Annotated in this window: 21 protein-coding genes; 8 read left to right on the plus strand and 13 right to left on the minus strand. The window is 73.7% G+C overall.

Features of this window, described 5'->3' with window-relative positions; translation table 11 throughout:
* Positions 1–175 precede the first annotated feature (175 nt).
* Both ACZ55U_RS33440 and ACZ55U_RS33445 read right to left on the minus strand, forming a co-directional pair.
* The gene (locus tag ACZ55U_RS33440) at positions 176–1,255 is read right to left on the minus strand and encodes an MFS transporter (protein WP_465532304.1); all 1,080 of its coding nucleotides are present in this window, start codon (positions 1,253–1,255) and stop codon (positions 176–178) included.
* Positions 1,256–1,419: 164 nt separating this feature from the next.
* Positions 1,420–3,195 carry a DUF885 domain-containing protein gene (locus ACZ55U_RS33445; RefSeq protein WP_465532306.1) on the minus strand — a complete coding sequence of 592 codons (1,776 nt, stop codon included), beginning with the start codon at positions 3,193–3,195 and terminating at the stop codon, positions 1,420–1,422.
* A gap of 114 nt (positions 3,196–3,309) precedes the next feature.
* On the opposite strand from ACZ55U_RS33445, the gene ACZ55U_RS33450 reads away from it, so the two are divergent.
* Positions 3,310–4,065 (plus strand): TetR/AcrR family transcriptional regulator, encoded by a 756-nt coding sequence (locus tag ACZ55U_RS33450; RefSeq protein ID WP_465532308.1) that lies wholly within the window; start codon positions 3,310–3,312, stop codon positions 4,063–4,065.
* 43 nt (positions 4,066–4,108) lie between these two features.
* Here ACZ55U_RS33450 and ACZ55U_RS33455 read toward each other — a convergent pair whose 3' ends face one another.
* Positions 4,109–4,960 (minus strand): fumarylacetoacetate hydrolase family protein, encoded by an 852-nt coding sequence (locus tag ACZ55U_RS33455; protein WP_465532310.1) that lies wholly within the window; start codon positions 4,958–4,960, stop codon positions 4,109–4,111.
* Positions 4,961–5,173: 213 nt separating this feature from the next.
* Here ACZ55U_RS33455 and ACZ55U_RS33460 point away from each other — a divergent pair, with 213 nt between their 5' ends.
* On the plus strand, positions 5,174–5,872 hold the full coding sequence (locus ACZ55U_RS33460; protein WP_465532312.1) for an MBL fold metallo-hydrolase: 699 nt from the start codon (positions 5,174–5,176) through the stop codon (positions 5,870–5,872).
* Here the strand turns inward: ACZ55U_RS33460 and ACZ55U_RS33465 are convergent.
* From ACZ55U_RS33465 to ACZ55U_RS33490, 6 genes are all read right to left on the minus strand, one after another.
* Complete coding sequence (locus ACZ55U_RS33465; protein ID WP_465532314.1) at positions 5,828–7,042, minus strand: serine/threonine-protein kinase; 1,215 nt, start codon at positions 7,040–7,042, stop codon at positions 5,828–5,830. The two genes, ACZ55U_RS33460 and ACZ55U_RS33465, sit on opposite strands and share 45 nt — an antisense overlap.
* 165 nt (positions 7,043–7,207) lie before the next feature.
* Positions 7,208–8,200, minus strand: coding sequence for an ABC transporter substrate-binding protein (locus tag ACZ55U_RS33470; RefSeq protein WP_465532316.1), 993 nt, complete (start codon positions 8,198–8,200; stop codon positions 7,208–7,210).
* A 43-nt stretch (positions 8,201–8,243) separates the two neighbouring features.
* On the minus strand, positions 8,244–8,996 hold the full coding sequence (locus ACZ55U_RS33475) for an amino acid ABC transporter ATP-binding protein (protein WP_465532358.1): 753 nt from the start codon (positions 8,994–8,996) through the stop codon (positions 8,244–8,246).
* 53 nt (positions 8,997–9,049) lie between these two features.
* Positions 9,050–10,039 (minus strand): amino acid ABC transporter permease, encoded by a 990-nt coding sequence (locus ACZ55U_RS33480; RefSeq protein WP_465532318.1) that lies wholly within the window; start codon positions 10,037–10,039, stop codon positions 9,050–9,052.
* A 60-nt stretch (positions 10,040–10,099) separates the two neighbouring features.
* Positions 10,100–11,044 (minus strand): ABC transporter substrate-binding protein, encoded by a 945-nt coding sequence (locus tag ACZ55U_RS33485; protein ID WP_465532320.1) that lies wholly within the window; start codon positions 11,042–11,044, stop codon positions 10,100–10,102.
* A 10-nt stretch (positions 11,045–11,054) separates the two neighbouring features.
* Positions 11,055–11,621 (minus strand): GNAT family N-acetyltransferase, encoded by a 567-nt coding sequence (locus ACZ55U_RS33490; protein WP_465532322.1) that lies wholly within the window; start codon positions 11,619–11,621, stop codon positions 11,055–11,057.
* A gap of 579 nt (positions 11,622–12,200) precedes the next feature.
* Here ACZ55U_RS33490 and ACZ55U_RS33495 point away from each other — a divergent pair.
* Positions 12,201–13,190, plus strand: coding sequence for an amino acid ABC transporter permease (locus tag ACZ55U_RS33495; protein WP_465532324.1), 990 nt, complete (start codon positions 12,201–12,203; stop codon positions 13,188–13,190).
* Positions 13,183–15,141, plus strand: a complete 1,959-nt coding sequence (locus ACZ55U_RS33500) for an FAD/NAD(P)-binding protein (protein ID WP_465532326.1) — start codon at positions 13,183–13,185, stop codon at positions 15,139–15,141. Before ACZ55U_RS33495 ends, ACZ55U_RS33500 begins: the two co-directional genes overlap by 8 nt.
* Before the next feature lie 10 nt (positions 15,142–15,151).
* On the opposite strand, the gene ACZ55U_RS33505 is transcribed toward ACZ55U_RS33500, so the two are convergent.
* Positions 15,152–17,038, minus strand: coding sequence for a serine/threonine-protein kinase (locus tag ACZ55U_RS33505; RefSeq protein WP_465532328.1), 1,887 nt, complete (start codon positions 17,036–17,038; stop codon positions 15,152–15,154).
* Between the two features lie 139 nt (positions 17,039–17,177).
* Between ACZ55U_RS33505 and ACZ55U_RS33510 the strand changes: the two genes are divergently transcribed.
* The gene (locus ACZ55U_RS33510; protein WP_465532330.1) at positions 17,178–19,457 is read left to right on the plus strand and encodes an FdhF/YdeP family oxidoreductase; all 2,280 of its coding nucleotides are present in this window, start codon (positions 17,178–17,180) and stop codon (positions 19,455–19,457) included.
* 70 nt (positions 19,458–19,527) lie between these two features.
* On the opposite strand, the gene ACZ55U_RS33515 is transcribed toward ACZ55U_RS33510, so the two are convergent.
* Positions 19,528–21,063, minus strand: coding sequence for a C40 family peptidase (locus tag ACZ55U_RS33515; protein WP_465532332.1), 1,536 nt, complete (start codon positions 21,061–21,063; stop codon positions 19,528–19,530).
* 338 nt (positions 21,064–21,401) lie between these two features.
* Between ACZ55U_RS33515 and ACZ55U_RS33520 the strand changes: the two genes are divergently transcribed.
* Both ACZ55U_RS33520 and ACZ55U_RS33525 read left to right on the plus strand, forming a co-directional pair.
* Positions 21,402–22,589: an inorganic phosphate transporter gene (locus ACZ55U_RS33520; RefSeq protein ID WP_465532334.1), complete on the plus strand. Its 1,188-nt coding sequence runs from the start codon at positions 21,402–21,404 to the stop codon at positions 22,587–22,589.
* Positions 22,590–22,615: 26 nt separating this feature from the next.
* Positions 22,616–22,867 (plus strand): hypothetical protein, encoded by a 252-nt coding sequence (locus ACZ55U_RS33525; protein WP_465532336.1) that lies wholly within the window; start codon positions 22,616–22,618, stop codon positions 22,865–22,867.
* Between the two features lie 92 nt (positions 22,868–22,959).
* Here the strand turns inward: ACZ55U_RS33525 and ACZ55U_RS33530 are convergent, their stop codons facing one another.
* Both ACZ55U_RS33530 and ACZ55U_RS33535 read right to left on the minus strand, forming a co-directional pair.
* On the minus strand, positions 22,960–24,456 hold the full coding sequence (locus ACZ55U_RS33530) for an MDR family MFS transporter (RefSeq protein WP_465532360.1): 1,497 nt from the start codon (positions 24,454–24,456) through the stop codon (positions 22,960–22,962).
* 239 nt (positions 24,457–24,695) lie between these two features.
* On the minus strand, positions 24,696–25,145 hold the full coding sequence (locus tag ACZ55U_RS33535; protein ID WP_465532338.1) for a MarR family winged helix-turn-helix transcriptional regulator: 450 nt from the start codon (positions 25,143–25,145) through the stop codon (positions 24,696–24,698).
* A 127-nt stretch (positions 25,146–25,272) separates the two neighbouring features.
* On the opposite strand from ACZ55U_RS33535, the gene ACZ55U_RS33540 reads away from it, so the two are divergent.
* Positions 25,273–26,313 carry a DUF3533 domain-containing protein gene (locus ACZ55U_RS33540; protein WP_465532340.1) on the plus strand — a complete coding sequence of 347 codons (1,041 nt, stop codon included), beginning with the start codon at positions 25,273–25,275 and terminating at the stop codon, positions 26,311–26,313.
* Positions 26,314–26,447: the final 134 nt, after the last annotated feature.

Here is a 26,447-nt window from a genome sequence, read left to right on the forward strand (position 1 = left end):
GCGCTTGCCCGCCGACGGGTAAGCGTCCTGTGGGCGCTCCTGCGCGACAACCGGGTCTTCACCCCCGATCACGTCGCGCAGACGGCTTGACTCGGTCATTGAGACTCCTTGGTCCTGGACGGTGCCAGGAGTCAAGCAGGCGCGGGAGGTTGACTGCAAGATCTTGCTGAAAATTTCAGTCGGCGGGTGGTCGCTCCGGCCCCGCCTCGACGCGGGCCCCGGCCCTGGCCCCTTCGGCCTTCCCGGCCCCCTCGGTCGCCCCGGCCTCCCCGCCCGGCGCGACCGGGGCGGCCCCGCGGGGCTCCGGGCGGTGGTCGATCATCAGCGTCGCGACCACCGCGGCCAGCAGCAGGACGCCCATCGCCACCCAGATCGCGACGACGTAACCGTGCACCGCGCCCTGCGCCCGCAGCACCGGACCGGCGGCGCCCCGGGTGGCCAGGAAGCTCGCGGTGGCACTCGCGGCGACCGTGTTCAGCAGCGCGGTGCCGACCGAACCCCCCACCTGCTGGGCCGAGTTGATGGTGGCCGAGGCCGCGCCGGCCTCGTGCGGGGCGACCCCGAGGGTGGCCAGGTTCATCGCCGGCATGAACACCAGGCCCATGCCACAGCCGAGCAGCGCCCCGGGCAGGTCCAGCCGCGTCCGGCGGCCCCTGGCCCGGTGATCGCGCTTCAGCACGGTGAAGGCCGCGAGGGCGGTGACGGCGGCGATCGGCACGTTGACGAACAGGCACCAGCGCCAGTCCAGGTACTCGGTCAGCACGCCGCCGGCCAGCAGGCCGATCGCGGAGCCGCCGCCGGCGACGGCGCCGAAGACGCCGAAGGCCGTACTGCGCTCCCGGGGGTCGGCGAAGGTGGTGGAGAGCAGCCCCAGCGCGGAGGGGGCGAGCAGGGCTCCGAAGGCGCCCTGGAGGGCGCGGGCGCCGAACAGCACGGCCGGGCCGAGCGCGGCGCCGCCCAGGGCGGAGGCGAGGGCGAAGCCCACCAGGCCGACGGTGAAGACGCGCTTGCGGCCGAGGAGGTCGCCCAGCCGTCCGCCGAGCAGCAGCAGACCTCCGAAGGCCAGCGAGTAGGCGGTGATCACCCACTGGCGGTCGGCGTCCGAGATGCCCAGCTCCCGCTGGGCGGACGGCAGGGCGATGTTCACGATGGTGATGTCGAGCACGATCATGAGCTGGGCGGTGGCGATGACGGCCAGCGCCCACCAGCGGCGTCGGTCCGCGTCCTCATGACCGGTGGCGGGGTGCGCGGGCACTGGTCCGGCCTTCCGGAGTGGGGCGGAGAGGTCACGCAGTCGCCTTCCAGCCAAACCCCGGCCCGGACGGATCGCAAGGAAAAACCTCGCAAATCGACTCGTTCGGGACCGGAAGACGAGGGGCCCGGGACCCGCGAGCGGATCCCGGGCCCCTCGGGGACGGCTCAGAGCGCCGAGAGCTCCTCGACCAGGTCGTCCAGCCCCAGCGAGCCCAGCGAGAGCGCCGCCATGTGCCAGGCCTTGAGGTCGAACTCCTCGCCGCGCGCCTCGTGCGCCGCCTTCGCCGCCGCCCGGCCGCGCAGCCAGGCGCGCTCGCCCAGCTTGTAGCCGATCGCCTGGCCGGGCAGGCCCAGGTAGCGGACCAGCTCGCTGTCCAGGAAGTCGTCGCCCAGGCCGCAGTACAGGCCGAAGAACTCCCGGGCGTTCTCGGGGTCGACCGGCTCGCCCGGCTTGTACGGGGAGTCCGCCGGGAAGTCCAGGCCCACGTGCATGCCGATGTCGACGATGACCCGCAGCGCGCGCATCATCTGCGCGTTGAGGTAGCCCAGGCGGTGGCCCGGGTCGGTGAGGTAGCCGAGCTCGTCCATCAGGCGCTCGGCGTACAGCGCCCAGCCCTCCAGGTTGGCGCTGACCCCGCCGAGGCTGACCTGGTAGGTGGAGAGCCGGTCGGCGACGTAGTTCCACTGCGCGAGCTGGAGGTGGTGGCCCGGGACGCCCTCGTGGTACCAGGTGGAGACCAGGTCCCACACCGGGAAGCTGTCCCGGCCCACCAGCGGCAGCCAGGTCCGCCCGGGACGGCTGAAGTCCAGCGAGGGGGCGGTGTAGTACGGCGCGGCGGCGCTGCCCGCCGGGGCGATCCTCGACTCGACCCGGGTGACCGGCTCGGCCAGGTCGAAGTGGGTGCCCTGGAGGTCCCGGATCGCCTGGTCCATCAGGCCCTGGAGGTACTCCCGGGCGGCCTCGGCGCCCTCGATGGCCGGACCGTCGGTCTCCAGCCACTTCATCGCCGCCAGCCGGCCCTCGCCCGGCCGCACCTTCTCGGCCTCGGTCTCCATCTGCGCCAGCAGGTCGTGGAACTCGCCCCAGGCCCAGGAGTAGGCCTCGTCCAGGTCCAGATCGGCACCGGTCCAGTAGCGCACCCAGCGGACGTAGCGCTCCCGGCCCGCGGTGTCCGGGGCGCCGGCGGCGGCCGGGCCGTAGACGTCGCGCAGCCAGTCGCGCAGCTCGGCGAGCGCCGCGTCGGCGGCCACCGCGTGCTTCGACAGCTCCGGGCGCAGGCCCTGCGGCGCGTCCTGGACGAACTGCTCGAACCATCCCGCCCGCCGCCCGTCACCACCCCGGTCGGAGCCGCCGCGCGGCGCGTCCCCCTGCGCGTCCCGCTCACCGGCGGGCGCGCCCTCGCCCAGCCACTCGCCGAACTGCCCGATCACGGTGGCCACCTGGCGCGGCCCGACCAGCAGGCCGCGCTCGATGCCCTCGGCCAGCGTCCGGCGGTACTGCTCGAACGCCACCGGGACCTTCGCCAGCCGGCGGCCGACCACCTGCCACTCGGCCTCGGTGTCCGTGCCCATCAGGGTGAACGACTCCCGCAGCTCGTGCACCGGGGAGCCGAGGTTGCGCAGCGAGCGGAAGCCCTCCCCCGCCTCGTGGACGAGGAGTTCGGCGGTCAGCCGCTCGCGCAGCAGCCGGGCGCAGCGGCGCTCCGCCTCGTCCTCGGCGGCGCCGGACCGCTCGGCCTCGTCGAGCTTCGCCAGGGTGCGGCGGGCGAGGTCGGCGACGGCCTCGCGACCGGCCGGGGAGAGGTCGGGCAGACGGTCGTCCTCGGGGTTGAGGCCGAGGTAGACCGCGATCAGCGGGTCCAGTTCGGCCAGTTCGCGGACGTGGTCGTCGGCGATGCGGCGCGGGGTGGTGCCGCCGGCGGTGATCAGTTCTTCACGCATCCGGACATCATTTCGCGGCCGGGCCGCTTCGCAACCCTTTTGCCTGGTCCCGGCCGGGAAATCCGTTCGGCACGACCGGTTCCGATCCGTAGCACGCCCGTTACGCTGGCCGCCATGGAAGCCAGCCCCGCCCCGGCCGTCGCCCAGTCACCCACCCCGGCCGAGTCCGAGCCCCGTCCGCGCCGCACCGGCTACCGGCGGCTGCCGGTCGAGCAGCGGCGCGAGCAGCTGATCGCGGTCGCCCTGGAGCTGTTCGCCTCCCGGCCGCCCGAGGAGGTGGGCCTGGACGACGTCGCCGAGGCCGCCGGGGCCTCCCGCCCGCTGGTGTACCGCTACTTCGCGGGCGGCAAGCAGCAGTTGTACGAGGCCGCGCTGCGCTCCGCGGCGCAGGAGCTGACCAGCCGGTTCGCGGTGCCGGTGAGCGGGACGCCGTCCGAGCAGCTGTCGGCGGTGCTGGACGGCTACTTCGCCTTCGTGGTCGAGCACGAGGCGGGCTATTCGGCGCTGCTGCGCGGCGGTTCGGTGGTGGAGACGGCCCGCACCTCGGCGATCGTGGACGACGTCCGGCGGGTGGCGCTGCGGCGCACCCTGCGCCACCTGGGCGTGCGGGAGGCCGGGCCCCGGCTGACGCTGCTGGTGCGCTCGTGGATCGCGGTGGTCGAGGGCGCGTCGCTGAGCTGGCTGGACGAGGGGCGGGCGCTGCCGGTGGCGGAGCTGCGCGACTGGCTGGTGGACCAGTTCACCGCGATGGCGGCGGCGACGGCGCTGCACGATCCGCAGACGGCGGAGGTGCTGGCGGGCCTGCTGGCGCTGGAGGGGCCGCGGGCCGAGCGGGCGGAGCGGCTGCGGGCGGTGCTGGAGCGCCCGTGAGGCTCCCGACCCCCGTGCCAGGGGTCGGGGCCGGCCGGCGCGCCTACGCCTTGCCGAGCACCTGCCGCTGGCGGCCGAGTCCGTCGATCTCGATCTCGACCACGTCGCCGGGGGCGAGGTAGGGCGTGCCGGGGCGGCCCAGGGTGACCCCGGCCGGGGTGCCGGTGATGACCACGTCACCGGGCTCCAGCACCGTGAACTGACTCGCGTAGCGGACCAGTTCGTACACCGGGAAGATCATCTCGGCGGTGCTGCCGTGCTGCCGCCGCTCGCCGTTGACCCACAGCCGCAGGGTCAGCGCCTGCGGGTCGGCCACCTCGTCGGCGGTGACCAGCCAGGGGCCGAGCGGGGTGAAGGTCTCCGCCGACTTGCCCTTGTCCCACTGGCCGCCGCGCTCGAACTGGAAGGCCCGCTCGGTGACGTCGTTGGCGATCATGTAGCCCGCGATCACCCCGGCCGCCTCCGCGTGCGAGTCCAGGTAGCGGGCGGTGCGGCCGATCACGACCGCGAGCTCGGCCTCGTAGTCGGTCTTCTCGCCGCCCCGCGGCACCAGCACCTCGTCGTACGGGCCGACCACGGTGGAGCTCGGCTTGAGGAAGATCACCGGTTCCGCCGGGATCGCCGCCCCGGCCTCGGCCGCGTGGTCGCGGTAGTTGAGCCCGATGCCGACCACCTTGCCCGGCCGGGCCACGGGTGCGCCCACCCGCAGGCCGTCGAGGTCGACCACCGGCAGGACACCGGAGGCCGCGTCCCGGGCCAGCGCGGCCGGGTCCAGCCCGGCCAGGAAGGCCCCGTCGAGGTCGCGGACGCGCCCTGAGAGGTCGTACGCGGTGCCGTTCTCGCCCAGGACGACCGGGCGTTCGGCGCCCGGGGGTCCGACGCGCAGGAGCTTCATCGATCCGTCACCAGCCTTTCGTCACGGCTCGCCGGAGCGGCACGGGCGCCGCTCCCGAGTCCGGGAACGAGGTATACCAACGCCCCGGGCGGCGGACCAGACCGTCCCGATGGGCGGGATCCGTACGGATCCGACTGCGCCCAACGGCTGACGCCCGCACGCCCAGGGCGAACGCGGGCGTGCCGGGGCGCCGCGGGGCGCAGGATGCCTGGCATGGAGATCATCCGGGTACGCGACGAGTTGCACATGATCACACTGGAGTTCGGCGCCGCCTACCTCTGGCGGGACGAACACGGCCTCACCCTGGTCGACACCGGCATCGCCGGCTCGGCCGACGCCATCGAACAGGGCATCCGCGCCACCGGACAGGAGCCGGCCGCACTGCGCCGGATCGTGCTCACCCACCACCACGAGGACCACAGCGGATCGGCCGCCGTGCTCGCCCGGCGGTACTGCGCCCAGGTGGTGGCGCACCGGCTGGACGCCCCGGTGATCCGGCGCGAGCAGCCGGCGCCGCCGCCGGTGCTGAGCCCCTTCGAGCAGCAGCTGTGGGACGGCCTGCCGCCGATCCCGCCCGCCGAGCCCTGCCGGGTGCACCGGGAGGTCGAGGACGGCGACGTGCTGGACATCGGCGGCGGCGCGGTGGTGCTGCACGTGCCGGGGCACACCGACGGCAGCATCGCGCTGCACCTGCCCGGCCCCGGTGTGCTGTTCACCGGGGACACGGTGGCCAACGTCCAGGGCCGGACCATGCCGGGGGTGTTCAACACGGACCCGGCGCGGGCGCTCGCCTCCTTCCACCGGCTGGCCGAGCTGCCGGTGGAGACGGTGGTGTTCGGGCACGGCGACCCGATCGCCCGGGACGCCTCAGCCGCCCTGCGCGCCGCCGCCGCGCAGCACGCCCGGGTGTAGGTCCTCCCGCGCGCGGCCCGGGCCGTGCCGGGTGACCTCCCGCTGCCAGTGGGCGAGGTCACGCCGAGCGTCCGCCCGGGCCTGCGGGGTGGCGCCCGGCGCCTGGGCCAGCTCGTCCAGCAGGGCGACGGCGGCGCCCGGGCTGCCGTCCCGGGCCAGCCAGAGCGCCAGGTCGTGGCAGGTGCGCAGGGTGCGCGGGTCGTCCGGGCCGCAGATCCGGGCGAAGTCGGGGACGAGCGCGGCGAGGATCTCCACCGCCTGTGCCACCTCGCCCGCGCTGCCGTGCTGCCAGGCCCGGTCGGCCCGCCGGCGCAGCTGCTCCGGGCTGGGGTCGTCCGGGCGCAGCATCCCGGGCCGGATGCCGCGCAGCCGCTCCAGCACCTCGGCGGCGCTGCCCGGCCGCTGTTCGGGCCGCTTGGCGAGCAACCCGGCGATCAGGTCGGCCAGCTCCGGGTCCTTGCTGCGGACCCGCGGCGGGACCTCCTCCAGGTGCTTGTACATGAACTCGGCGGCCGAGGCCGCGCGGAAGGGGCGGGCGCCGGTGCAGACCTGGTACAGCATGACGCCGAGCGCGTAGAGGTCGGCCCGGCCGTCCACCGGGCCGCCGGACCAGCACTCCGGCGCCAGGTACGGCAGGGTGCCGACCACGTTGCCGGTGGAGGTCAGCCGCACGGTCTGGGTGCTCAGCAGGGCGATGCCGAAGTCCAGGACCTTGGCCCGCTGCCCGTCGTCCGCGATCATCACGTTCTCGGGCTTGATGTCCCGGTGGACGACCCGCGAGCGGTGCGCGGCGTCCAGCGCCTTGCACACGTGCCGCATCCAGCGCAGCGCCTGCTTGGGGTCCGGCGGGCCCTCCTTGAGCACCTCGGACAGCGCCCGGCCGCGGACGAGCTCCATCACCAGGTACGGGATCTTGCCGGCGCCGGTCTCGGTCCATCCGTAGTCGTAGACGGTCACGATGTGCGGGTTGCTGAGGCCGCCCGCCGTCCGGGCCTCGCGGACGAACCGGCCGACCGCCTCCCGGTCGGTGGCGTGCTCGGCGAGCAGCACCTTGACCGCGACCTCCCGGTCGATCGTCGTGTCGGTCGCCCGCCAGACCACGCCGAACCCGCCCTTGCCCAGCCGCTGCTCCAGCCGGAAGCGACCGCCGAGCACCTCGCCCTTCTCCATGCCCTCCCCCAACTCGACCGCGCCCGCCCGGCGTTCGCCGCCGGGCGGGTCGGAGGGGTCACCATAGCGGCGGCCGGGGACGAACGGGTGAACGAACCCGGGCGGCCACGGCCCCGGCTCCGGCGCGGGCCACGACGTGGGCCACGGCCTCGGACCCGGCGTGGGCTACGGCTTGGGCTTGGGCAGTCCGGGCGGGTTGATCTCGGAGTTCGGCACGGCCTCGCCGTCCAGGCCCCAGCGCTTGAGCACCTGCCCGTACGTGCCGTTCCTGATCAGTTCGTCGATCGCCCCGTTCAGCGCCTTGACCAGCCCGTTGTCCTTCCTGGTGGTCGCCGCGATCTTGCCGAGGACGTCCGCGCCGCCGCCGGAGTAGGTGCCGACGATCTCGGTCTCGCCGGTCTGCACGGCGTGGAAGGCCAGGCTGGGGTTGGGTCCGGTGTAGACGTCGATCCGGCCGGAGGAGAGCGCCAGGTAGTACTCCGGCCCCTGGAAGTACTTGATGTCGATCGGCTTGAGGCCGTTCCTGACGTTCTCCTCGCTCCAGGAGACCAGCAGCTTCTCCTGGTTGGTGCCGCTGTTGACGCCGACCGACCGGCCCGCGAGGTCCTTCGCGCCGGTGACCTTGATCCCGCTGCCCTTCTTGGCCTCGAAGCCCAGGACGTCCAGCCGGTAGGTGGCGAAGTCGTACTTCTCCTTGCGCGCCTCGGTGACGGTGATGTTGGACAGGCCCACGTCGTACTTGCCGCTGTCCAGGCCGACGAAGATGTTCTCCCAGGAGACCGGGTTGAACTCGACCTTGAGGCCCAGCACGTTGCCGATCAGCTCCGCGAGGTCCGGCTCGACGCCGATGATCGTCTTGTCGTCGTCGGCGTAGAAGTCCAGCGGCGGGGTGGTGCCGAGGGAGTCGACCACGCTCAGCGTCCCCTTGCGTCTGATCTCCTCCGGGACGAGCGCGGCGATCGCCTCGACCTTGGGCGTGGTGATCCGGTTCTGGTTCGGCGACAGGTTCACCACCGTGCCGTCGGGCGCGGTGCTGCCGCCCTTGGCCGGGGCGAGCTCCGCCGCCGCGCCCGTGGCACCGCTGCCGCAGCCGGCCAGGGCGAGGGCGGCGGCGAGCGCGCCGGCGGCGGTCACGAGGGCGCGACGGGGTACGGGCATGGCGTGGCTCCTGCTCGGTGGAAGGGGGTCGGGGGGAAGCGGTTCAGAGGACCTTGGCCAGGAAGGCCCGGGTGCGTTCGTGCCGCGGCCGGTCCAGGACCTCGGCGGGCGGGCCCTGCTCGACCACCACGCCGCCGTCCATGAAGACCACGGTGTCGGCCACCTCGCGGGCGAAGCCGATCTCATGGGTGACCACGATCATCGTGGTGCCGCTGCGGGCCAGGTCCTTGATGACGTCCAGCACCTCGCCGACCAGCTCCGGGTCGAGCGCCGAGGTGGGCTCGTCGAACAGCAGCACCTTCGGCTCCAGCGCCAGCGCCCGGGCGATCGCCACCCGCTGCTGCTGCCCGCCGGACAGCTGCCGGGGGTAGGCGGCGGCCTTGTCGGCCAGCCCGACCCGCTCCAGCAGCGCCAGCGCCGTCGCCCTGGCCTCGGCCCTGGGGCGGCGCAGCGCGGCGACCGGCGCCTCGACCAGGTTCTCCAGCACGGTGAGGTGCGGGAACAGGTTGAAGTTCTGGAACACGAAGCCGATGCCGGTGCGCTGGCGCAGCACCTCGCGCTCCTTGAGCTCGTACAGCCGGTCCCCGGAGCGCCGGTAGCCGATCAGCTCGCCGTCGATGGCGACGTGGCCGCGGTCCAGCTTCTCCAGGTGGTTGATCGCCCGCAGCAGGGTGGACTTGCCGGAGCCGGACGGGCCGAGCACCACCGTCACCGAGCCGGCCGGGACGTCCAGGTCGACCCCGCGGAGCACCTCCAGCCGGCCGAAGCTCTTGTGCAGGCCGCGGACCTGCACCATCGGGGCCTGCGAGGCCGGGCCGACGGGGGCGGGTTCGGGCTTCGTCAGGGTGGTCACGACTGTCCTCCGGAGGTGCGGGCGGCGGGCCGGGTGCGGTCCGGCAGGCTCCGGGCGAAGGCCCGGACGCGCTGCCACGGGGTGGGCGGCGGGGTGCGCTCGGCGCCGCGGGCGAAGTGGCGTTCGACGTAGTACTGGCCGATCGAGAGCACGGTGGTCAGCAGCACGTACCAGACGGTGGCGACCATCAGCAGCGGCACCACCCGGCCGGTGCGGCCGTAGATGACCTGGGCCTGGTAGAAGAGCTCGCCGATGGCCATCACGTAGACCACCGAGGTGCCCTTGAGCAGCGAGACCACCTCGTTGGCGGCGGCCGGCAGGATGCCCCGCATGGCCTGCGGCAGCACGATCCGCCAGCCCTGGCGCCAGCGCGGGATGCCGAGCGCGGCGGCGGCCTCCCGCTGGCCGGCGTCGACCGCGACGATGCCGCCGCGGATGATCTCGGCGGCGAACGCGGCCTGGTGCAGCCCGAGGCCGAGCACCGCCGCGCCGAGCGCGCCGAGCACCCCGACCGTCTCCACGTCGCCGAAGGTCGGGCCGAACGGGATGCCGATCCCGAACCGCTTGTACAGGTAGGAGAGGTTGAACCAGAACACCAGCTGGACGATCAGCGGGATCGAGCGGAACACCCACACGTACGCCCAGGCGACGGACCGCAGGATCGCGCTGCGGGACAGCCGCATCGCGGCCACCACGGCGCCCAGCAGGAAGCCCAGCACCGTGCCGTAGGCGGTGAGTTCGAGCGTCCGCCCGATCGCCCGGAGGATGGTGTCGGCGGTGAAGTAGAGCCGGAAGGTGGCCCAGTCCCAGCCGGGGTTGGTCGCCAGGCCGTGGGCGAACTGGGCGAGGACGACCACGGCGGCGAGGCCGACGGCCCAGCGCCAGGGGTGCCGGGCGGGGACGGTCCGCAGACCGTCCAGGTCGTCGAGGTCGAGGGCGGCCGCCGGTCTCGACGGGGCCGGCGGCGCTGCGGTGCTGACGGTCATCGGGGCTCCTTCGGCCGGACCCTGTGGTCGGGCGTGCTCGGGGGTCAGGCGTGCGCTGGGTCAGGCGTGCTCGGGCGGGCTGATCTGCGACTCCTTGATCGCCGAATCGGCGACCCCCCACTTGCGCAGGATTCGCTCGTACGTGCCGTCCTTGATCAGCTGGTTGACGGCCGCCTGGAGGGCCGGGGCGAGCGGCGAGCCCTTCTTCAGGGCGAAGCCGACGTCGAGGCGGTGGAACTCGCCGAGGAAGCGGGTCCCGGAGGCCTCCTGCGCGGCCTGGTGGCGCAGGCCGTTGATGGTGGACATCTCGATGTCCACCCGGCCCTGCTGGAGACCGGCCAGCAGGGCGCCGCTCTCGCTGAACGCCCTGACCTCGTACGGCTTCTTCCCGGCGTCGGTGCAGACGTTCTTCCGGCTGTTCAGGGTCGTCTCGAAGGTCGTGCCGGCGCCGGTGCCGACGACCAGGCCGCACAGCTGGACCAGGTCGGTGATGGGCTGGATCGCGGTGTTGTCCCGCTTCACCGCGAAGCCCTGGCCGTCGTCGATGTAGGTGACGAAGTCGATGGTCTTCAGCCGGGCCGTGGTGACCCCGAAGTTGCCGGTGCCGACGTCGAACTTGCCGCTGTCCAGCGCGGGCAGGATGGTCTCGAAGGCGGCCTCCTCGCGCTGCACGGTCAGGCCGAGCAGCTTGGCCACCGCGTCGGTGAAGTCCACGTCGATCCCGGCGGGCTTCCTGCCGTCCTGGTCGACGTGGAACGCGGAGGGCGGTGCGCCGAAGGAGGAGCCGAACTTCAGGGTGCCGGCCTTGCGGACGTCCTCGGGCAGCAGCGCGGCGGCGGCCTCCGACTTCGCCAGGCCGGCGACGACGTCCTCGGTGGCGGTGGCGGCCGGACCGCCCGTCCCGGCGGCACTCGCGATCTTCGGGTCCGAGCCGCAGGCGGCCAGGGCCAGGACCGGCAGCAGGGCGGTGGTCGCGAGCAGGCGGCGGACGGTGGTGGTTCTCACGGGGGGCCTTTCAGGAGGTCGGGGCCGGCACGGGCGACTGCGGCTGTCCGAGGGGCGGCCGCCGCTCGGACGGCCGCTGCTCGGGTGGTCGCCGCCCGGGCGGTCGCCACCGGGGCAGTCGCTTCTCGAAGGGCAGCAGGTCGAGGGTCAGCGGATCGGCGGAGACGTCGAACAGCGGGGTGTAGCCGGCCGTCAGGTAGAGGCCCCTGGCCTCGGGCTGGCGCGGGCCGGTGGTGAGGTAGAGCCGGGTGTACCCGGCCGCGGCGGCCGTCCGCTCCAGCTCGGCCAGCACCCGGCGGGCCAGCCCCCGGCGGCGGTGCGCGGAGTGCGTCCAGACCCGCTTCGCCTCGGCGGTGTGCTCGTCGTACCGCTTGTACGCGCCGCCGGCCACCGGTTCGCCGTCCTCCAGCAGGAGCAGCAGCACGCCGTGCGGCTCGGCGAAGGCCTCGCCCGGGTAGCGGGTCATCTCCTCGCGCCCCTCGGGGCCGTACCGGGTGACGTACTCGTGGGTGAGTTCACGCAGCAGCGGCTCGGCCAGCGGATCGTCGATGGCGACCCGGAGGAACTCGGCGGACATGGCAGGACCTTTCGGGGTGGGCAGCGCCGGCGGCGGCCGTGGCGGGGCCACGGCCGCCGGGCGGGGGTACGCGGCGGCGGGAGCGGTGGAGTGCGGCCGGAGCGCAGTGCGGAACCGTCGGAGACGGTGCGGAATCGACGGAGCGTCAGTCACGTCCTGCGGGCGAGCCGAGGGAGGGCTGCCCGAGGGGACCGGGGCCGAGCGGGATCGGGGCCGGACGGGCGGCCCGCCGTCCGGTCAGCCGCGACACGCCGCGGACCACACCCGACCGAAGTCGATGTGGTCGCGGGTGACCAGGGGCTGCTCGGCGTACATGGCCTCAAGTTGAGCAGTCGGCCGATCGGTACGTCAACCACCCGTCATTGCCGCACTGTTGCGATCTCCCGTCGCGTTTCCGAGGTGTTTCGGGCGGATGGCCAGGCGCTCCGATCACCCTTGACAGCCGTCGATCGCGCATGCGTACGATCGGCGCGGAGTGCAGTGCCATGCGCCGGCCGTGTTGAGGGACACGGGCCGCGCCCGCGTACGTGACCACCGCCGTACCTCCTCCCACCCGCACTCCGCCCAGGAGCCGCCGCCATGGCCACCCCGCAGGACGTCCTGCCCGCCCTTCCCGCCCCCGACCGGCCCTCCGCGCCCGGCCACTCCGGCGGGCCTCCCTCCGCACCGCCCGCCACCGAGGCCCGGATCGTCGCCCGCCGCAAGCCCGGCCAGTGGGCCGCCGCCGCCGTCGCGCTGCTGCTGGCCGCGATGGCGGTCAACTCGGTGATCCGCAACAAGGCCTTCCAGTGGGGCGTGGTCGCCGACTGGTTCACCGCCCGCTCGGTGCTCGACGGCCTCACGCTGACCCTGTGGCTGACCGCCGTCACCCTCGCCCTCGGCTTCGTGCTCGGCACCGTCCTCGCCACCATGCGGCTGTCCACCAACCCGGTGCTGCGCACGCTCAGCTGGGGCTACATCTGGGTGTTCCGCTCCACCCCGCCGCTGGTGCAGCTGCTGTTCTTCTTCAACATCGGCGCGCTCTACCCGACCCTCGGCCTCGGCATCCCGTTCGGCCCCGAGTTCCTCACGGTGAAGACCGTCAACCTGATGGGCCCCACGCTGACGGCCGTCATCGGCCTCACCCTGCTGGAGACGGCGTACGCCGCCGAGGTGATCCGCGGCGGCATCCTCTCCGTGGACCGCGGGCAGCTGGAGGCGGCGGCCGCGCTCGGCCTCGGCCGGTGGCGGGTGCTGCGCCGGATCGTGGTGCCGCAGGCGATGCGGGCGATCGTGCCGACCGCCGGGAACATGCTGATCGGCGCGCTCAAGGGCACCAGCATCGTCAGCGTGCTGGCCGTCTCCGACCTGCTGTACTCGGTGCAGCTGGTCTACCTCCAGTCGTACCAGGTCATCCCGATGCTGATGGTCGCCACCCTCTGGTACCTGGTCGTCACCACCCTGCTGTCCATCGGCCAGTACTACGTGGAACGGCACTTCGCCCGGGGCGCCACCCGCGACGGGCTGCCGCCCACCCCGCTCCAGCGGGCCCGGGCGGCCTTCGCCAAGGTGGTGCGGGCCCATGAGTGAGCGCGGCGAGCGGATCACCGGCGGCAGCACCCTGGTGATCGTCGGAGCGGGCCCGCGCGGCACCGGGCTGCTGGAGCGGATCGCCGCCAACGCCCGTGAACTCCTGCCCGAGGACCGGCCGTTGGAGATCCACCTGGTCGACCCGCACCCGCCCGGCGGGGGCCGGATCTGGCGCCACGAGCAGTCCCCGCTGCTGCGGATGAACTCCATGGCCGAGGACGTCACCATGTTCACCGACGAGCGCTCCACCCTCGAAGGACCGGTCCGCCCCGGCCCCTCGCTCGCCGAATGGGCCCGCCGCCAGGAGGAGTTCGCGCCCTACCGGGAGGTCGCCGACCCGGCCGTCCGCGCCGAACTGCGCACCCTCGCCCCCACCGACTTCCCCACCCGCCGGGCCCAGAGCGCCTATCTGGACTGGGTGTTCCGCCGTGCCGTCGCCGACCTGCCGCCGCACGTCGCGGTCACCGTCCACCGCGACACCGTCCGGCGGATCGACGGCCCGGCCGACGGCCCGCAGACCGTCCACCTCACCGACCGGACGCTCACCGCCGACCACGTCGCACTCACCCTCGGCCACCTCGACTCCGCCCCGCACCCGCGCCACGCCGCCGACGCCGAGTTCGCCGCCCGGCACGGCCGCTTCCACCTGCCGCCCGCCTACTCCGCCGACGTGGCGGCCGAGTTGGAGCGCATCGCCCCCGGCGAACAGGTGGTGCTGCGCGGCCTCGGCCTCGCCTCGGTGGACCTGGTCGCCCTGCTCACCGAGGGCCGCGGCGGCCGCTTCGAGCCCACCGGGGACGGGCCCGCGCTGCGCTACCTCCCGTCCGGCCGCGAACCGGTGCTCCACCTCGGCTCCCGGCGCGGTGTCCCGTACCACTCCAAGACCGGCTACCGCCTCCAGGGGCCGCCCGCCCCGCTCCCCCGGTACTTCGACGCCGCCGCCGTGGACGCCGTGCTCGCCCGCGGCGGACAGCTCGAACTCCGGCGCGACTTCTGGCCGTTGATGGCCAAGGAGATCGGCTTCGGGCATTACCACGAGCTGTTCCACGCCCACCCCGAGCGCACCGCGCTGCCCTGGACGGAGTTCCTCACCCGGTACGACCGGCACGGCTGGTACACCCCCGAACTCACCGCCCTGGTCGCCGAAGCCGTGCCCGACCCGGCCGACCGGATCGACTTCGAGCGGCTCGACCACCCGCTGGCCGGGCTCGAACTCGGCAGCGCCGAGGAGCTCCAGGACCATCTGCGCGAGTACGTCACCGCCGACGCCGACCGCCGCGCCGACCCGGCGCACAGCGCCGACCTCGGCGCCTTCCTCGCCCTGCTCTCGCTGTTCGGCCAGCTCCCCCGGATCACCGCGAGTGGCCGGCTCACCGCCCGCTCGATCGCCGAGGAGGTGGACGAGTGGTTCTTCGGCTACTTCAGCTTCCTCGCCTCCGGCCCGCCCGGCTTCCGGCTGCGCCAACTGCTCGCCCTCTCCGAAGCCGGGGTGGTGCGCTTCCTCGGCGCGAACGTCCGGATCGAGCGGGACGAGGCGAGCGGCACCTGGCAGGCCTCCGGCTCCACCGTGCCCGGCCACCTGGTCCGCGCGACGGCGCTGGTCGAGGCGTACCTGCCCAAGCACGCGCTGGGCCGCACCCTGGATCCGCTGCTGGCCGAGCTGCACCGCGCCGGGCGGGTCGTCGAGGAGGTGATCACCGACCCGGACCACACCCACCGCTCCGGCCTGGTCACCATCGCCCCCGCCGACGGCCGGCTGCTCGACCCGGCCCTCGGCGGCGCCCCGCACCCGCGCCGCACCGCCCTCGGCCCGCACACCAGCCAGCGCTCGGCCGCCGCCTTCGCCCGGCCGCGCACCGACGCCCCGAGCTTCCGGCAGAACGACGCGGCCGCCCGCGCCCTGCTCCGGGCGCTGGCCGCGCTCCCGGCGGCACCGGCGCTGGCGGCGTGAACGGCCGCGCTCAGGGCCCGAGGAGCTCCTCCACCAGGTCCTCGTCCGAGACGAAGGCCGGCGCCGAGACCACCCGCTCCTCAAGGCCCTTGGCGCCCGTACCGCGTTCGAGCTCGCGGGCCAGCTCCGGGACCGGCTCCCCGGCGGAGCGCATCCACCGGACCAGCCGGAGCGCCTCGGCGCGGTCGATCCGCACCCGCCAGGCGCGGACGGCCCGGTGCGACGCACGGAGGAAGCCGGTCCGCTTCCGGTACTCCGCCAGGTCGGCCCGTGCCTTCACGCAGCGGCGGTCGGCCGGGCCGAAGACCTCGACGAGCCGGGGCAGCAGCTCCTCCAGCCGGAGCACGGCGGCGTGGAAGTCGCCCCGCCGGGCGTGGCACCCCGCGAGGTCGGTCCAGGCCTGGAGGAGGAGCGGGCTCCGGGGGCCCAGGGCGTTCCTCAGCTCGGGCAGGAGTCCGGTCAGCAGCCGGGTCGCGGTGACCGCCTCCCCGCTGTCGCGGACCAGAGCGGTCAGCTCGTACCGGACGTCCAGGACCCGGGGATCGATCGCCCCGAAGACGGACGTCAGGTCCTCCACCAGGCCCTCCAGCAGCTCGACGGCCCGTGCCGCCCGGCCGGACCGGCCCAGGTACCCGGCGAGGTCCCGCCGGGCGGTGACGACCTCGGGGTCGGTGGCGCCGAGCGACCGCACGGCGGCGTCGACCACCGGCCCGAGCCGGTGCGCCGCCACCGCCGGCCGCGCGTCCCGCACGGCCTCGGCGGTCTCCAGCAGCCGGCCCCGGACGGCCACCGCGTCCTCGACCGGCGCCGGCGGTGCGGCGGGGCGCCCGGGCCGGCGGGGCTCGGAGTACACCAGCGGGGCCCGCCCGACCGGCCTCAGCATCGGCTGACCCGGAGCCCTGAACCCGCCACGCCGCCGCACCGGCCGGACCGGCTTCAGCGGCGGGCTGCCCGCGGGCGCGGCCGTGGCGGGCGGAGCGGGCGCGGGTGCGATCTCAGGCGCGATCTCGGGCGCGGGCTCGGGCTCCGGCGCGGGCGCGGGCGTCGGCTCGGGCGGCACCTTCCCGTCGGCCAGGTCCGCGAGCCGCCGGGCGACCGTCCGGGCGTCGGCCGGCCGGTCCGCCGGGTCCTTGGCCAGCAGCTCGGCGACCAGGGCCGGCAGCTGCGGCGGCAGCCCGTACCGGCCCGCGTCCAGCGCCGGGGGCACCTCGTTGAGGTGCTGGTACATCAGTACGGGCGTCGAGTTCCCGGTGAACGGGCTCCTCCCGGTGCAGAGTTCGACCAGCAGGCAGCCCACCGCGTACAGGTCGGCCCGGCCGTCCACCCGGTCGCCGCTCCACCGCTCGGGCGCCATGTACGCGGGGCTGCCGATGACCGTCCCCACGGTGGTCAACCCCCCTGTGCCGGTGTCCAGTTGGGCGATCCCGAAGTCCAGCACCTTGAGCTGCCCGGTGTCCGTGATCATCACGTTGTCCGGCTTGACGTCCCGGTGCACCATGCCCGCGTCGTGCGCCGCCGCCAGCGCCTCGCAGATCTGCTGCCCCCAGCGCAGGCTCCGCTCCGGCTCCGGCAGGCCCTCCCGCAGCACCTGCGTCAGGGTGCGCCCGACGAGCAGCTCCATCACCAGGAAGGTGACCTCCTGCTCGTCACCGCTCCCGCACTGGCCGAGGTCGTGCACGGTGACGATGTGCGGATGGGAGAGCTGGCCCGCCGCGTGCGCCTCCCGGACGAACCGCAGCGCCGCCTTCGCCCGATCGCCGTCGTGGTGCCCGATGACCTTGACCGCCACCTCGCGCTCCATCCGGGCGTCCTCGGCCCGCCACACCACCCCGAAGCCGCCCTGCCCGAGCTTCTCCAGCAGCTGGTACCGGCCGTCCAGGACGTCACCGACTCGCACGCACGCTCCCCCGCCCTCCCCACCATGACGCCCAGACTCTACCGACGGCCCTCCCCTCGCGACGGAGCCGGTGGAAGGATGGAGCGTGGGCCCCGCGACGGCGCGGCGGCCCGGACCAGCGGAACCGAGGAGCGCAGTCATGGCCAAGCAGGCCCCGCAGAGCGACCCGGCACAGGACGCCCCCGAGGTGTCCGCGCCCCAGCACGCGGCCGCCGGGCTGCCCGCCGTCGGCCACAGCCTGCGGATGGCCACCGAGCAGATGGGCGCCCGCCGCACCCTGGCCACCCTGCTCAAGGTCAACCAGCCGGACGGCTTCGACTGCCCCGGCTGCGCCTGGCCCGAGCCGGACAAGCCCCACACCGCCGAGTTCTGCGAGAACGGCGCCAAGGCCGTGGCCGAGGAGGCCACCGAGCGCCGCGTGCGCGCCGGGTTCTTCGCCGCCCACCCCGTCGCCGACCTGGCCGAACGCTCCGGCTACTGGCTCGGCCAGCAGGGCCGGCTCACCCAGCCGATGCTGCTCGACGAGGGCGCCACCCACTACGCGCCGATCTCCTGGGACGACGCCTTCGCGCTGGTCGCCGAGGAGCTGAAGGCCCTGGACACCCCGGACGGCGCGGCCTTCTACACCTCCGGCCGGACCAGCAACGAGGCCGCCTTCGCGTACCAGCTGTTCGCCCGCCGCTTCGGCACCAACAACCTGCCGGACTGCTCCAACATGTGCCACGAGTCCTCCGGCTCGGCGCTCACCGAGACCATCGGCGTCGGCAAGGGCAGCGTCAGCCTCAAGGACCTCTACCAGGCCGACCTGATCATCGTGGCCGGCCAGAACCCGGGCACCAACCACCCCCGGATGCTCTCCGCCCTGGAGCGCGCCAAGCGGGCCGGCGCCACCATCGTCAGCGTCAACCCGCTGCCGGAGGCCGGGCTGGAGCGGTTCAAGAACCCGCAGCACGCGCGCGGCCTGGCCGGCCACGGCACCAAGCTGACCGACCTCTTCCTCCAGATCCGCCTCGGCGGCGACCTCGCGCTGTTCCGGGCGCTCAACCGGATCGTCCTGGAACACGACGGGGTCGACCGCGAGTTCGTCGCCGAACACTGCCACGGCTTCGAGGAGTTCGCGGCCCAGGCGCTGGAGACCGGGCGGGACGAGGTGCTCGCGGCGACCGGCCTGCCCTGGGAGCAGATCGAGGAACTCGGCCGGCTGGTGCTGAAGTCCGAGCGGATCATCGTCTGCTGGGCGATGGGCCTCACCCAGCACAAGCACGCCGTGCCGACCATCCGCGAGGTGGTCAACTTCCTGCTGCTGCGCGGCAACGTCGGCCGCCCCGGCGCCGGGGTCTGCCCAGTGCGCGGGCACAGCAACGTGCAGGGCGACCGGACGATGGGCATCTTCGAACGCCCGAGCACCGCGTTCCTGGACGCGCTGGGCGAGGAGTTCGGCTTCGAGCCGCCGCGCGAGCACGGCTTCGACTCGGTGGACACCATCCGCGCGATGCGCGACGGCCGGGTCAAGGTCTTCTTCGCGATGGGCGGCAACTTCGTCGCGGCCACCCCGGACACCGAGGTCACCGAGGCCGCGATGCGCCGCTGCCGGCTGACCGTCCACGTCTCCACCAAGCTCAACCGCTCGCACGTGGTCACCGGCGCCCGCGCCCTGATCCTGCCCACCCTGGGCCGCACCGACCGGGACGTCACCGCGCGCGGCCCCCAGTTCGTCAGCGTCGAGGACTCGATGGGCCAGGTGCACTCCTCGCGCGGCGGTCTGCGCCCGCCCGCGCCCGGCCTGCTCTCCGAGACCGCGATCGTCTGCCGCCTCGCCCGCACCGTGCTCGGGCCGCGGGACACCGTGCCCTGGGAGGACTTCGCCGAGGACTACGACGCCCTGCGCGACCGGATCGCCCGCGTCGTGCCGGGCTTCGAGGACTACAACGACAAGGTCCGCCGCCCCGGCGGCTTCACCCTGCCGCACGGCCCCCGGGACACCCGCACCTTCCCGACCGCCACCGGCCGGGCCAACTTCTCGGTCAACCCGCTGACCGCCCCCGAGGTCCCGCCGGGCCGGCTGCTGCTCCAGACCCTGCGCTCGCACGACCAGTACAACACCACCGTCTACGGCCTCGACGACCGCTACCGGGGCATCAAGGGCGGCCGCCGGGTCGTCCTGGTCAACCCCGCGGACGCCGCCGAACTCGGGCTCACCGACGGCGCGTACGTCGACCTCGTCAGCGAGTGGACCGACGGCGTGGAACGGCGCGCCCCGCACTTCCGGGTGGTCCACTACCCCGTCGCCCGCGGCGGCGCGGCGGCCTACTACCCGGAGACCAACGTCCTGGTGCCGCTCGACTCCACCGCCGACATCAGCAACACCCCCACCTCCAAGGCCGTCGTCATCCGCTTCGCCCCCGACACCGGCGCGTAGCCGCCCCGGACGGCACGGAGGCCGCCGCGCGTCACCGGACGCGGGGCGGCCTCCTCGTCGAGCGGCCGGGTCAGTTCGTCGGCGTGCCCAGCGGCAGCGTGGCGGTGGGGCTGCCCGGCGCCGGTGCGCTCGCCGAGCCCGTCGCACTCGGGCTGCCCGTCGGGCTGCCCGTGCCGGTCGGGGTGGGCGTCCCCGGGGTGCCGGTCGGGGACGGGGTGGCCGGCGTCGTCCCCGTCGGAGTCGGGGCCGGCGTGCCCGGCACGGTCGGCGTCCCCGGGTCGGTCGGCGTCCCCGGGTCGGTCGGCGTGCCGGTGCCACCCGGCGTGGTCGGCGTGGTCGGCGGCGTCCCCGCGCCGCCCGGGGCCGGTGGGGCCGGTGGGGCCGGCACCTGCTTGACCGGGCTCGGCGCGATCGGCGTGGCGGCGTCCCAGCCCGACGGCAGGTCCGGCACCTTCCAGGCGCCGCCCGCCTCGTCCGCCGCGCCGGACGGGTCCGGCCGGACGGCTCCGAGGATCGGCATCGAGCCGATCGGCGAGACCTTGATGAACGCCCCGGGCCGCGGCGCCTGCACGATCAGCCCGCCGCCGATGTACATCCCGACGTGCGAGGCGTCCTGGAAGTACACCACCAGGTCGCCGGGCCGCAGCTGGTTGAGCGCCACGTGCGGCAGCTGCGCCCACTGCTCCTGGCTGGTGCGCGGGATCGGCCGGCCGGCGTGCAGCCAGGCCTGCGAGGTGAGGCCGGAGCAGTCGTAGGAGTCCGGTCCGGTGCCGCCCCACAGGTACGGCTTGCCCAGCTGCGCCAGCGCGAAGACCACGGCCGCACGCCCCTGGAGGGAGGGCGTGCGCTCCCCCTTGCCGAGCGCCCCGGAGGCGAGGAACGCCAGCTGCGCCTCGTCCGCCTTGGCCTTCTCCAGCTGCTCCAGCTCGGCCCGCTGGGCGCCGGTCAGCGAGGAGACCAGCTGCTCGACCGCGGCGAGGTCGGCGGCGGCCTTGGCCTTGGCCGCGTCCTGCTGGGCGACGAGCGCCTGGGAGGTCTTCAGCACCTCCTCGCTCTCCTTCTTCAGGCCGTCCAGCGTGTCCCGGTCGCTCTTCAGCTTGTCCAGGAACTCCGACTGCGAGCGGCTGGCCGCGGCGAGCAGCTCGGCGATGGTGACCGCCTCGTACGGGTCCTTGGAGAGCAGCAGCTCGGCGTAGGCGGAGGCGGCCCCGTTGCGGTACTGCGCCGCGGCGAGCTGCGAGGCGATGTCGGTGCCGGCGTCCACCTGCTTCTGCTGGCGGTCCAGCCGGCCCTGGACGTCGGTGAGCGCGGTCTGCTGCTCCGCCACCTTGGCGACGGCGCCGTTGTACTGCTCGGTGGCGGCCTCGGCGCTCTGGTAGAGCGCGTGCAGCTGGTCGAGCATCGGGCCGAGGGTGGCCTTGGCGGCGGCGAGCGGGTCCGCGCCGGGGGCGACCTGGCCGATCCCGGGGTCGGGCGCGGCCCAGGCGGCCTGGGCGGCCACCGGCAGCGCGAGGGCGGCTGCCGCGAGGACGGCTCCGCAGCGCAGCGCCGCCCGCACCCAGGGCCGTACGGCCGTCGTCTCGGTTCTCTGTCGCGCCCCGCCCATGGCTCTGGTCCTCCCCGCCGCGCACTGCCCCTGTCCCGGCTTGCCGGATCCCGCAGATCCTCCCACGGGTTACCCGCCGGAAACAGGGTGCGCGAGGACCGGGAGGTTAATTCTCGATTGACCTGTGAGACAGGTCTCAGCAAATCGGGTCGAACCGCCAGGTTCTTCGCTAATGTCCAGTTCAGCGCGCCCGAGATCACGAGGAAGAAAGCCCCTGGTCACCGAGAGTAAACCTTGGGAACCACGATTCCCGGCCCCGTTCACCTTCCGTTTACCAAGCAGACCTACGGTCGCGACGTCATCAACGTCCGTGTGACAACTACGACGATTGTTTGGGTATGGAACACATCTCGTTCCTGGTGGCCGTTGTGATCATCACGGCGCTCGCCTTCGACTTCACCAACGGGTTCCACGACACCGCCAACGCGGCCGCCACCGCGATCGCGACCGGCGCCCTCCGCCCGAAGGTCGCGGTCACCATCGCGGCCCTGCTCAACTTCGCGGGTGCGTTCCTGTCCGTGAAGGTCGCCACCACCATCTCCGGCGGAATCGTCAACGAGAAGGCCGGCGTCCATCCCGAGATCATCTTCGCCGCACTGGCCGGCGCGATCCTCTGGAACCTGCTGACCTGGCTGCGCGGCCTGCCGTCCAGCTCCTCGCACGCCCTGTACGGCGGCCTGATCGGCGCCACGATCGTCGGCGTCGGCATGAACGGCGTCAACTTCGACACCGTGGTCACCAAGATCCTCATCCCGGCGGTCGCCTCCCCCTTCGTGGCCGGCATCGCCTCCTGGGGCGCCACCAAGCTGGCCTACGCGATCACCCGCAAGGGCAACGCCGCGACCACCGAGAAGGGCTTCAAGACCGGCCAGGTCTTCTCCTCCTCGCTGATCTCGCTGGCGCACGGCACCAACGACGCCCAGAAGACGATGGGCATCATCACCCTGACCCTGGTCTCGGTCGGCGCCCTGCCGCACGGCGCGCTGCCCCCCACCTGGGTGATCGTCTCGGCCGGCGCCGCGATCGCGCTCGGCACCTACATGGGCGGCTGGCGGATCATCCGCTCGATGGGCAAGGGCCTGGCGGACATCCGTCCGCCGCAGGGCTTCGCCTCCGAGTCGGCCGCCGCGACCGTCATCCTGACCTCGTCGCACATGGGCTTCGGCCTCTCCACCACCCAGGTCTGCTCCGGCGGCATCATGGGCGCCGGCCTCGGCGGCCCCAAGGGCGAGCTGCGCTGGAGCCTGGTGCGCCGCATGGTCTACACCTGGGGCCTGACCCTGCCGGCCGCCGCGGTGGTCTCCGGCCTCGCGGCCCTGGTGGCCGAGCAGGGCAACTGGGGCATCGCCCTGGTCGGCGCCGCGCTGGTGGCCGGCGCGGGCGCGATGTGGCTGATCTCCCGCCGCCAGCCGGTCGGCGCGGACAACGTCAACGACGTCACCCCCGTCGAGGTCGCCCCGGTCGACGTCGCGGCGAACGGCGCGGTGAACACCCCCACCCCCGCCTCGACCACGGTCGCGGCCTGAGCACGGCCGGCTGAGGAGCACTCACCATGCACATCAAGTGGAACGCCCTGGCCCAGACCGCCGGCGTCAGCTTCGGCGTCACCGTCGCCGTGGTCTCCGTCTTCGCGCTCGGCATCCTGGCGCTGTCCCGCCGCGAGGCCGCGGCGAGCGCCGCCCGTGACGGCGGGGCCGCCGGGGCCGCCGGCGGCGGCAGGCTCGCCCTGGCCGGCGCGTACGTCTGCTTCGCGCTGTGCGGCGCGGCCGTCCTCTACGGGCTGTCGCTGATCGCCGGAAGGTAGCCGCCGGATCCGAGCGTGCGAACGGGCCGGGGAGCGTCTCGACACTCCCCGGCCCGTTTCGCGTGTCCCGACCGGTCGGCCCGCCCGCCGGGTCAGTTCTCCTGGGTGGTCCGCAGCGCCGTCTCGCGGATGAACAGCACGGTGACGAAGGCGAGCACCGCGAACGGGGCGGCCCACAGGAAGACGTTGCCGACGCCGTGGCCGAAGGCGTCCGTCACCAGCGGCACGATCGGGGCCGGGAGCTTGGCCAGGTCGGGGATGCCGCCGCCGGAGGCCGCGGGCGAGGCCGGGATGTGCGCGGCGGCCAGGTTCTCGGCCAGGTAGTGGCCGACCTTGTTGGTCATCAGCGCGCCGAGCGCGGAGACGCCCATCGCACCGCCCATGGTGCGGAAGAAGGTGACCACCGAGCTGGCCGCGCCGAGCTCGTTGCGGGGCACCGTGTTCTGCACCGCGAGCACCAGGTTCTGGCTGGTCAGGCCGAGGCCGACGCCGGTGATCGCCATGTAGACGGAGAGCAGCACGTAGCTGGTGTCGGCCCGGGCGGTGCCCAGCAGGCCGAAGCCGGTCGCGAGCAGCGCGGTGCCGGAGACCAGGTAGGCCTTCCACTTGCCGTACTTGGTGATCAGCCGGCCGACCACCGCGGAGGAGAGCGCCAGGCCGAGGATCATCGGCAGGGTCATCAGGCCGGCCACGGTCGGGGACTTGGCGCGGGCCAGCTGGAAGTACTGGCTGAGGAAGGTGGTCGCGCCGTACATCCCGACGCCGACCAGCACGCTGGCCAGCGCGGCCAGGGTGACGGTGCGGTACTTGAAGAGGTCCGGCGGGATGATCGGCTCGGCCGCGCGGCGTTCGATCGCGACGGCCAGGGCGCCCAGCAGCAGTCCGCCGCCGACCATGGCCGCGGTCTGCCAGGACAGCCAGGCGTAGTTCTTGCCGGCCAGGGTGATCCAGATCATCAGCAGGCTGACCGAGGCGGTGATGACCACCGCGCCCAGGTAGTCGATCTTCGCCTTGCGCTTGACCACCGGCAGCTTGAGGGTGCGCTGCACCACCAGGATCGCGGCCAGCGCGAACGGGATGCCGACGTAGAAGCACCAGCGCCAGCCCAGCCAGGAGGTGTCCACGATGACGCCGCCGATCAGCGGGCCGCCGATGGTGGCGAGCGCGAAGACCGCGCCGAAGTAGCCGCTGTACCGGCCGCGCTCGCGCGGCGGGACCATCGCGGCCAGGCAGATCTGGCCGAGCGCCACGACGCCGCCGGCGCCGATGCCCTGGAGCGCGCGGCAGGCGATCAGCTCGCCGGTGTTCTGCGAGAGGCCGGCCAGCGCCGAGGTGCCGACGTAGATCAGCAGGGCGATCTGGAGCAGCAGCTTCTTGCTGGCGAGGTCGGACAGCTTGCCCCAGATCGGGGTGGAGGCGGTGAGGGTGAGCAGGGCCGCGGTGATGACCCAGGTGTACGCGGACTGGCCGCCGTGCAGGTCGGCCAGGATGTGCGGCAGGGCGTTGGAGACGATGGTCGAGGAGAGCACGGCCACGAACAGGCCGAGCAGGAGGCCGGAGAGGGCCTCCATCACCTGCCGGTGCGTCATCTGTGGACTGTCGGTCGCGGCGGCGGTTGCGCTCGCGGCCTCGGTGGTCACGGTCATCTGGGTCCTTCGGCGAGGCGGCCTTCGGCGAGGCGGGCGGGATACGCGGATCATGAAATTTCGTTGCCGTAAGCAACCATAAGACTGGATGGTTGAGTTAGGCAACTTTCTTCAAGGGAAAGTAAAGCCCCGCCCCCGGACGCCGGCCCCGGACCCCGGCCGCGCCGCCGCGGACCGCCCGGTCACTCGGCCGGCGGCTCCCCCAGCACGTCGTTGAAGCGGTGCAGCAGCACCGCGAAGCGGGCCACGTCCTCCGGCGACCAGTCGCCCATCACCTCGCGCACCCGCCGCATCCGCACGTCCCGCGCCGCCAGGAAGCGCCGCCGCCCGTCCTCGGTGAGCGAGACCAGCGCGGACCGGCGGTCCAGCGGATCCGCCTCCCGGGCCACCAGGCCCAGTTCTTCCAGCGTCCGGACCTGCCGGCTCACCGTCGCCTTGCCAATGGCGAAGTGCACGCCGACGTCCGTCACCCGCACCGGCTGCGCCTGCTCGATGTAGGCGAGGAGGCTGTACGCCATGCCCTCCAGGCCGGGGTGCACCCGCCGTGAGAGTTCCGCCACTCTGGCCCGGCCGCGCCGGAACATCAGCGCGACCTCCCGCTCCACCGCCACCAGGGCTTCCTCGTCGCTCACCGCGCCAGTATCGCCCAGCGGCACGCGCCACAGCCCGGCGCGTTGTGGTACGACGAGCCAACTAGTTCATGGTATGAAGTATCGGTTCTGGAAGTACCGTTTTTCCCCGATACGCAAGGAGATGTGGATGGCAGCCCCGGGGCAGGGTTTCGTCGCCGAGTTGAAGAGCGCGGTCACCCCGCGCGCGGCACTGCTCGTATTCGGAGTGCTGCTGCTCCAGCTCGGCTTCATCACCTCCTACATCGGGGCGCTGCACAAGCCCGCCCCGCAGAACCTCTCGATCGCGGTGGTCGCCCCGCCGCAGGTCGCCCCCAAGCTGGTCGGCGCGCTGGAGTCGGTGCCGAACGACGCCGTCCGGGCCTCCACCGCGCCGGACGCCGAGACGGCGACCCGGCTGATCAAGGAGCAGAAGCTCTACGCCGCGCTGGTCGTGGACCCGACCTCCACCCAGGACACCCTGCTGGTCGGCAACGCCCGCGGCACCGCCGCCGCCAAGGCCGCCGAGTCCATCACCACCGCGATCGACCAGAGCCAGGGCCGGACCGTCAAGGTCGAGGACGTGGTGCCGCTCGCCAAGGGCGACAACAACGGCCTCTCCGCCTTCTACCTGGTGATCGGCTGGTGCGTCGGCGGCTACCTGGTCGCCTCGATCCTCGGCATCAGCGCCGGTTCCAAGCCCGCCAACACCAACCGCCTGCTGATCCGCCTCGGCGTCCTCGCGGTGTACTCGATCGGGGCCGGCGTCCTCGGCACGGTGATCGCCGGACCGGTGCTGGACGCCCTGCCGGGCTCGGTGCTCGCCCTGAGCGCCATCGGCGCCCTGGTGGTGTTCACGGTCGGCGCGTTCACCATGGCGCTCCAGTGCCTGTTCGACATCCTCGGCATCGGCGTCGCGGTGCTGATCTTCGTGGTGCTCGGCAACCCGAGCGCGGGCGGGGTCTACCCGGCCCCGATGACGCCGCCGTTCTGGCGGGCCATCGGCTCCTGGATCCCCAACGGCGCCGGCACCAGCGCCACCAAGTCGATCGCCTACTTCGGCTCCACCAACCTGGGGATGCCGATCCTGGTCATGGTGGTCTGGGCGCTGATCGGCATCGGTGTCGCCCTGCTGGCCGTCCTGCGCGGCCCGCGCTCCGGCGGCCGCGAGCTGGCGGCCGCCGAGGCCTGAGCCTCCCACCGCTGAACGTTGCCCGATCCCCCGGCCTCCCCAGGCCGGGGGATCGGGCGCGTTCGCGGGCCGCACCCCGGTCAGCCGAGCGGCCCCGGGTCGGCGATCACCGCCCGCACTGCCGCGCCCAGCGG

This window comes from Kitasatospora sp. NPDC034533, from assembly GCF_055575155.1.

What these genes read in the sequence shown, in the direction of transcription:
- ACZ55U_RS33445 (WP_465532306.1), bottom strand. Translation starts at nt 3,195, where the DNA reads ATGCGTGAAGAACTGATCACCGCCGGCGGCACCACCCCGCGCCGCATC.
- ACZ55U_RS33470 (WP_465532316.1), bottom strand. Translation starts at nt 8,200, where the DNA reads ATGCCCGTACCCCGTCGCGCCCTCGTGACCGCCGCCGGCGCGCTCGCC.
- ACZ55U_RS33515 (WP_465532332.1), bottom strand. Translation starts at nt 21,063, where the DNA reads ATGGGCGGGGCGCGACAGAGAACCGAGACGACGGCCGTACGGCCCTGG.
- ACZ55U_RS33480 (WP_465532318.1), bottom strand. Translation starts at nt 10,039, where the DNA reads ATGACCGTCAGCACCGCAGCGCCGCCGGCCCCGTCGAGACCGGCGGCC.
- ACZ55U_RS33520 (WP_465532334.1), top strand. Translation starts at nt 21,402, where the DNA reads ATGGAACACATCTCGTTCCTGGTGGCCGTTGTGATCATCACGGCGCTC.
- ACZ55U_RS33455 (WP_465532310.1), bottom strand. Translation starts at nt 4,960, where the DNA reads ATGAAGCTCCTGCGCGTCGGACCCCCGGGCGCCGAACGCCCGGTCGTC.
- ACZ55U_RS33530 (WP_465532360.1), bottom strand. Translation starts at nt 24,456, where the DNA reads ATGACGCACCGGCAGGTGATGGAGGCCCTCTCCGGCCTCCTGCTCGGC.
- ACZ55U_RS33540 (WP_465532340.1), top strand. Translation starts at nt 25,273, where the DNA reads ATGGCAGCCCCGGGGCAGGGTTTCGTCGCCGAGTTGAAGAGCGCGGTC.
- ACZ55U_RS33495 (WP_465532324.1), top strand. Translation starts at nt 12,201, where the DNA reads ATGGCCACCCCGCAGGACGTCCTGCCCGCCCTTCCCGCCCCCGACCGG.
- ACZ55U_RS33500 (WP_465532326.1), top strand. Translation starts at nt 13,183, where the DNA reads ATGAGTGAGCGCGGCGAGCGGATCACCGGCGGCAGCACCCTGGTGATC.
- ACZ55U_RS33460 (WP_465532312.1), top strand. Translation starts at nt 5,174, where the DNA reads ATGGAGATCATCCGGGTACGCGACGAGTTGCACATGATCACACTGGAG.
- ACZ55U_RS33525 (WP_465532336.1), top strand. Translation starts at nt 22,616, where the DNA reads ATGCACATCAAGTGGAACGCCCTGGCCCAGACCGCCGGCGTCAGCTTC.
- ACZ55U_RS33475 (WP_465532358.1), bottom strand. Translation starts at nt 8,996, where the DNA reads ATGGTGCAGGTCCGCGGCCTGCACAAGAGCTTCGGCCGGCTGGAGGTG.
- ACZ55U_RS33510 (WP_465532330.1), top strand. Translation starts at nt 17,178, where the DNA reads ATGGCCAAGCAGGCCCCGCAGAGCGACCCGGCACAGGACGCCCCCGAG.
- ACZ55U_RS33465 (WP_465532314.1), bottom strand. Translation starts at nt 7,042, where the DNA reads ATGGAGAAGGGCGAGGTGCTCGGCGGTCGCTTCCGGCTGGAGCAGCGG.
- ACZ55U_RS33450 (WP_465532308.1), top strand. Translation starts at nt 3,310, where the DNA reads ATGGAAGCCAGCCCCGCCCCGGCCGTCGCCCAGTCACCCACCCCGGCC.
- ACZ55U_RS33490 (WP_465532322.1), bottom strand. Translation starts at nt 11,621, where the DNA reads ATGTCCGCCGAGTTCCTCCGGGTCGCCATCGACGATCCGCTGGCCGAG.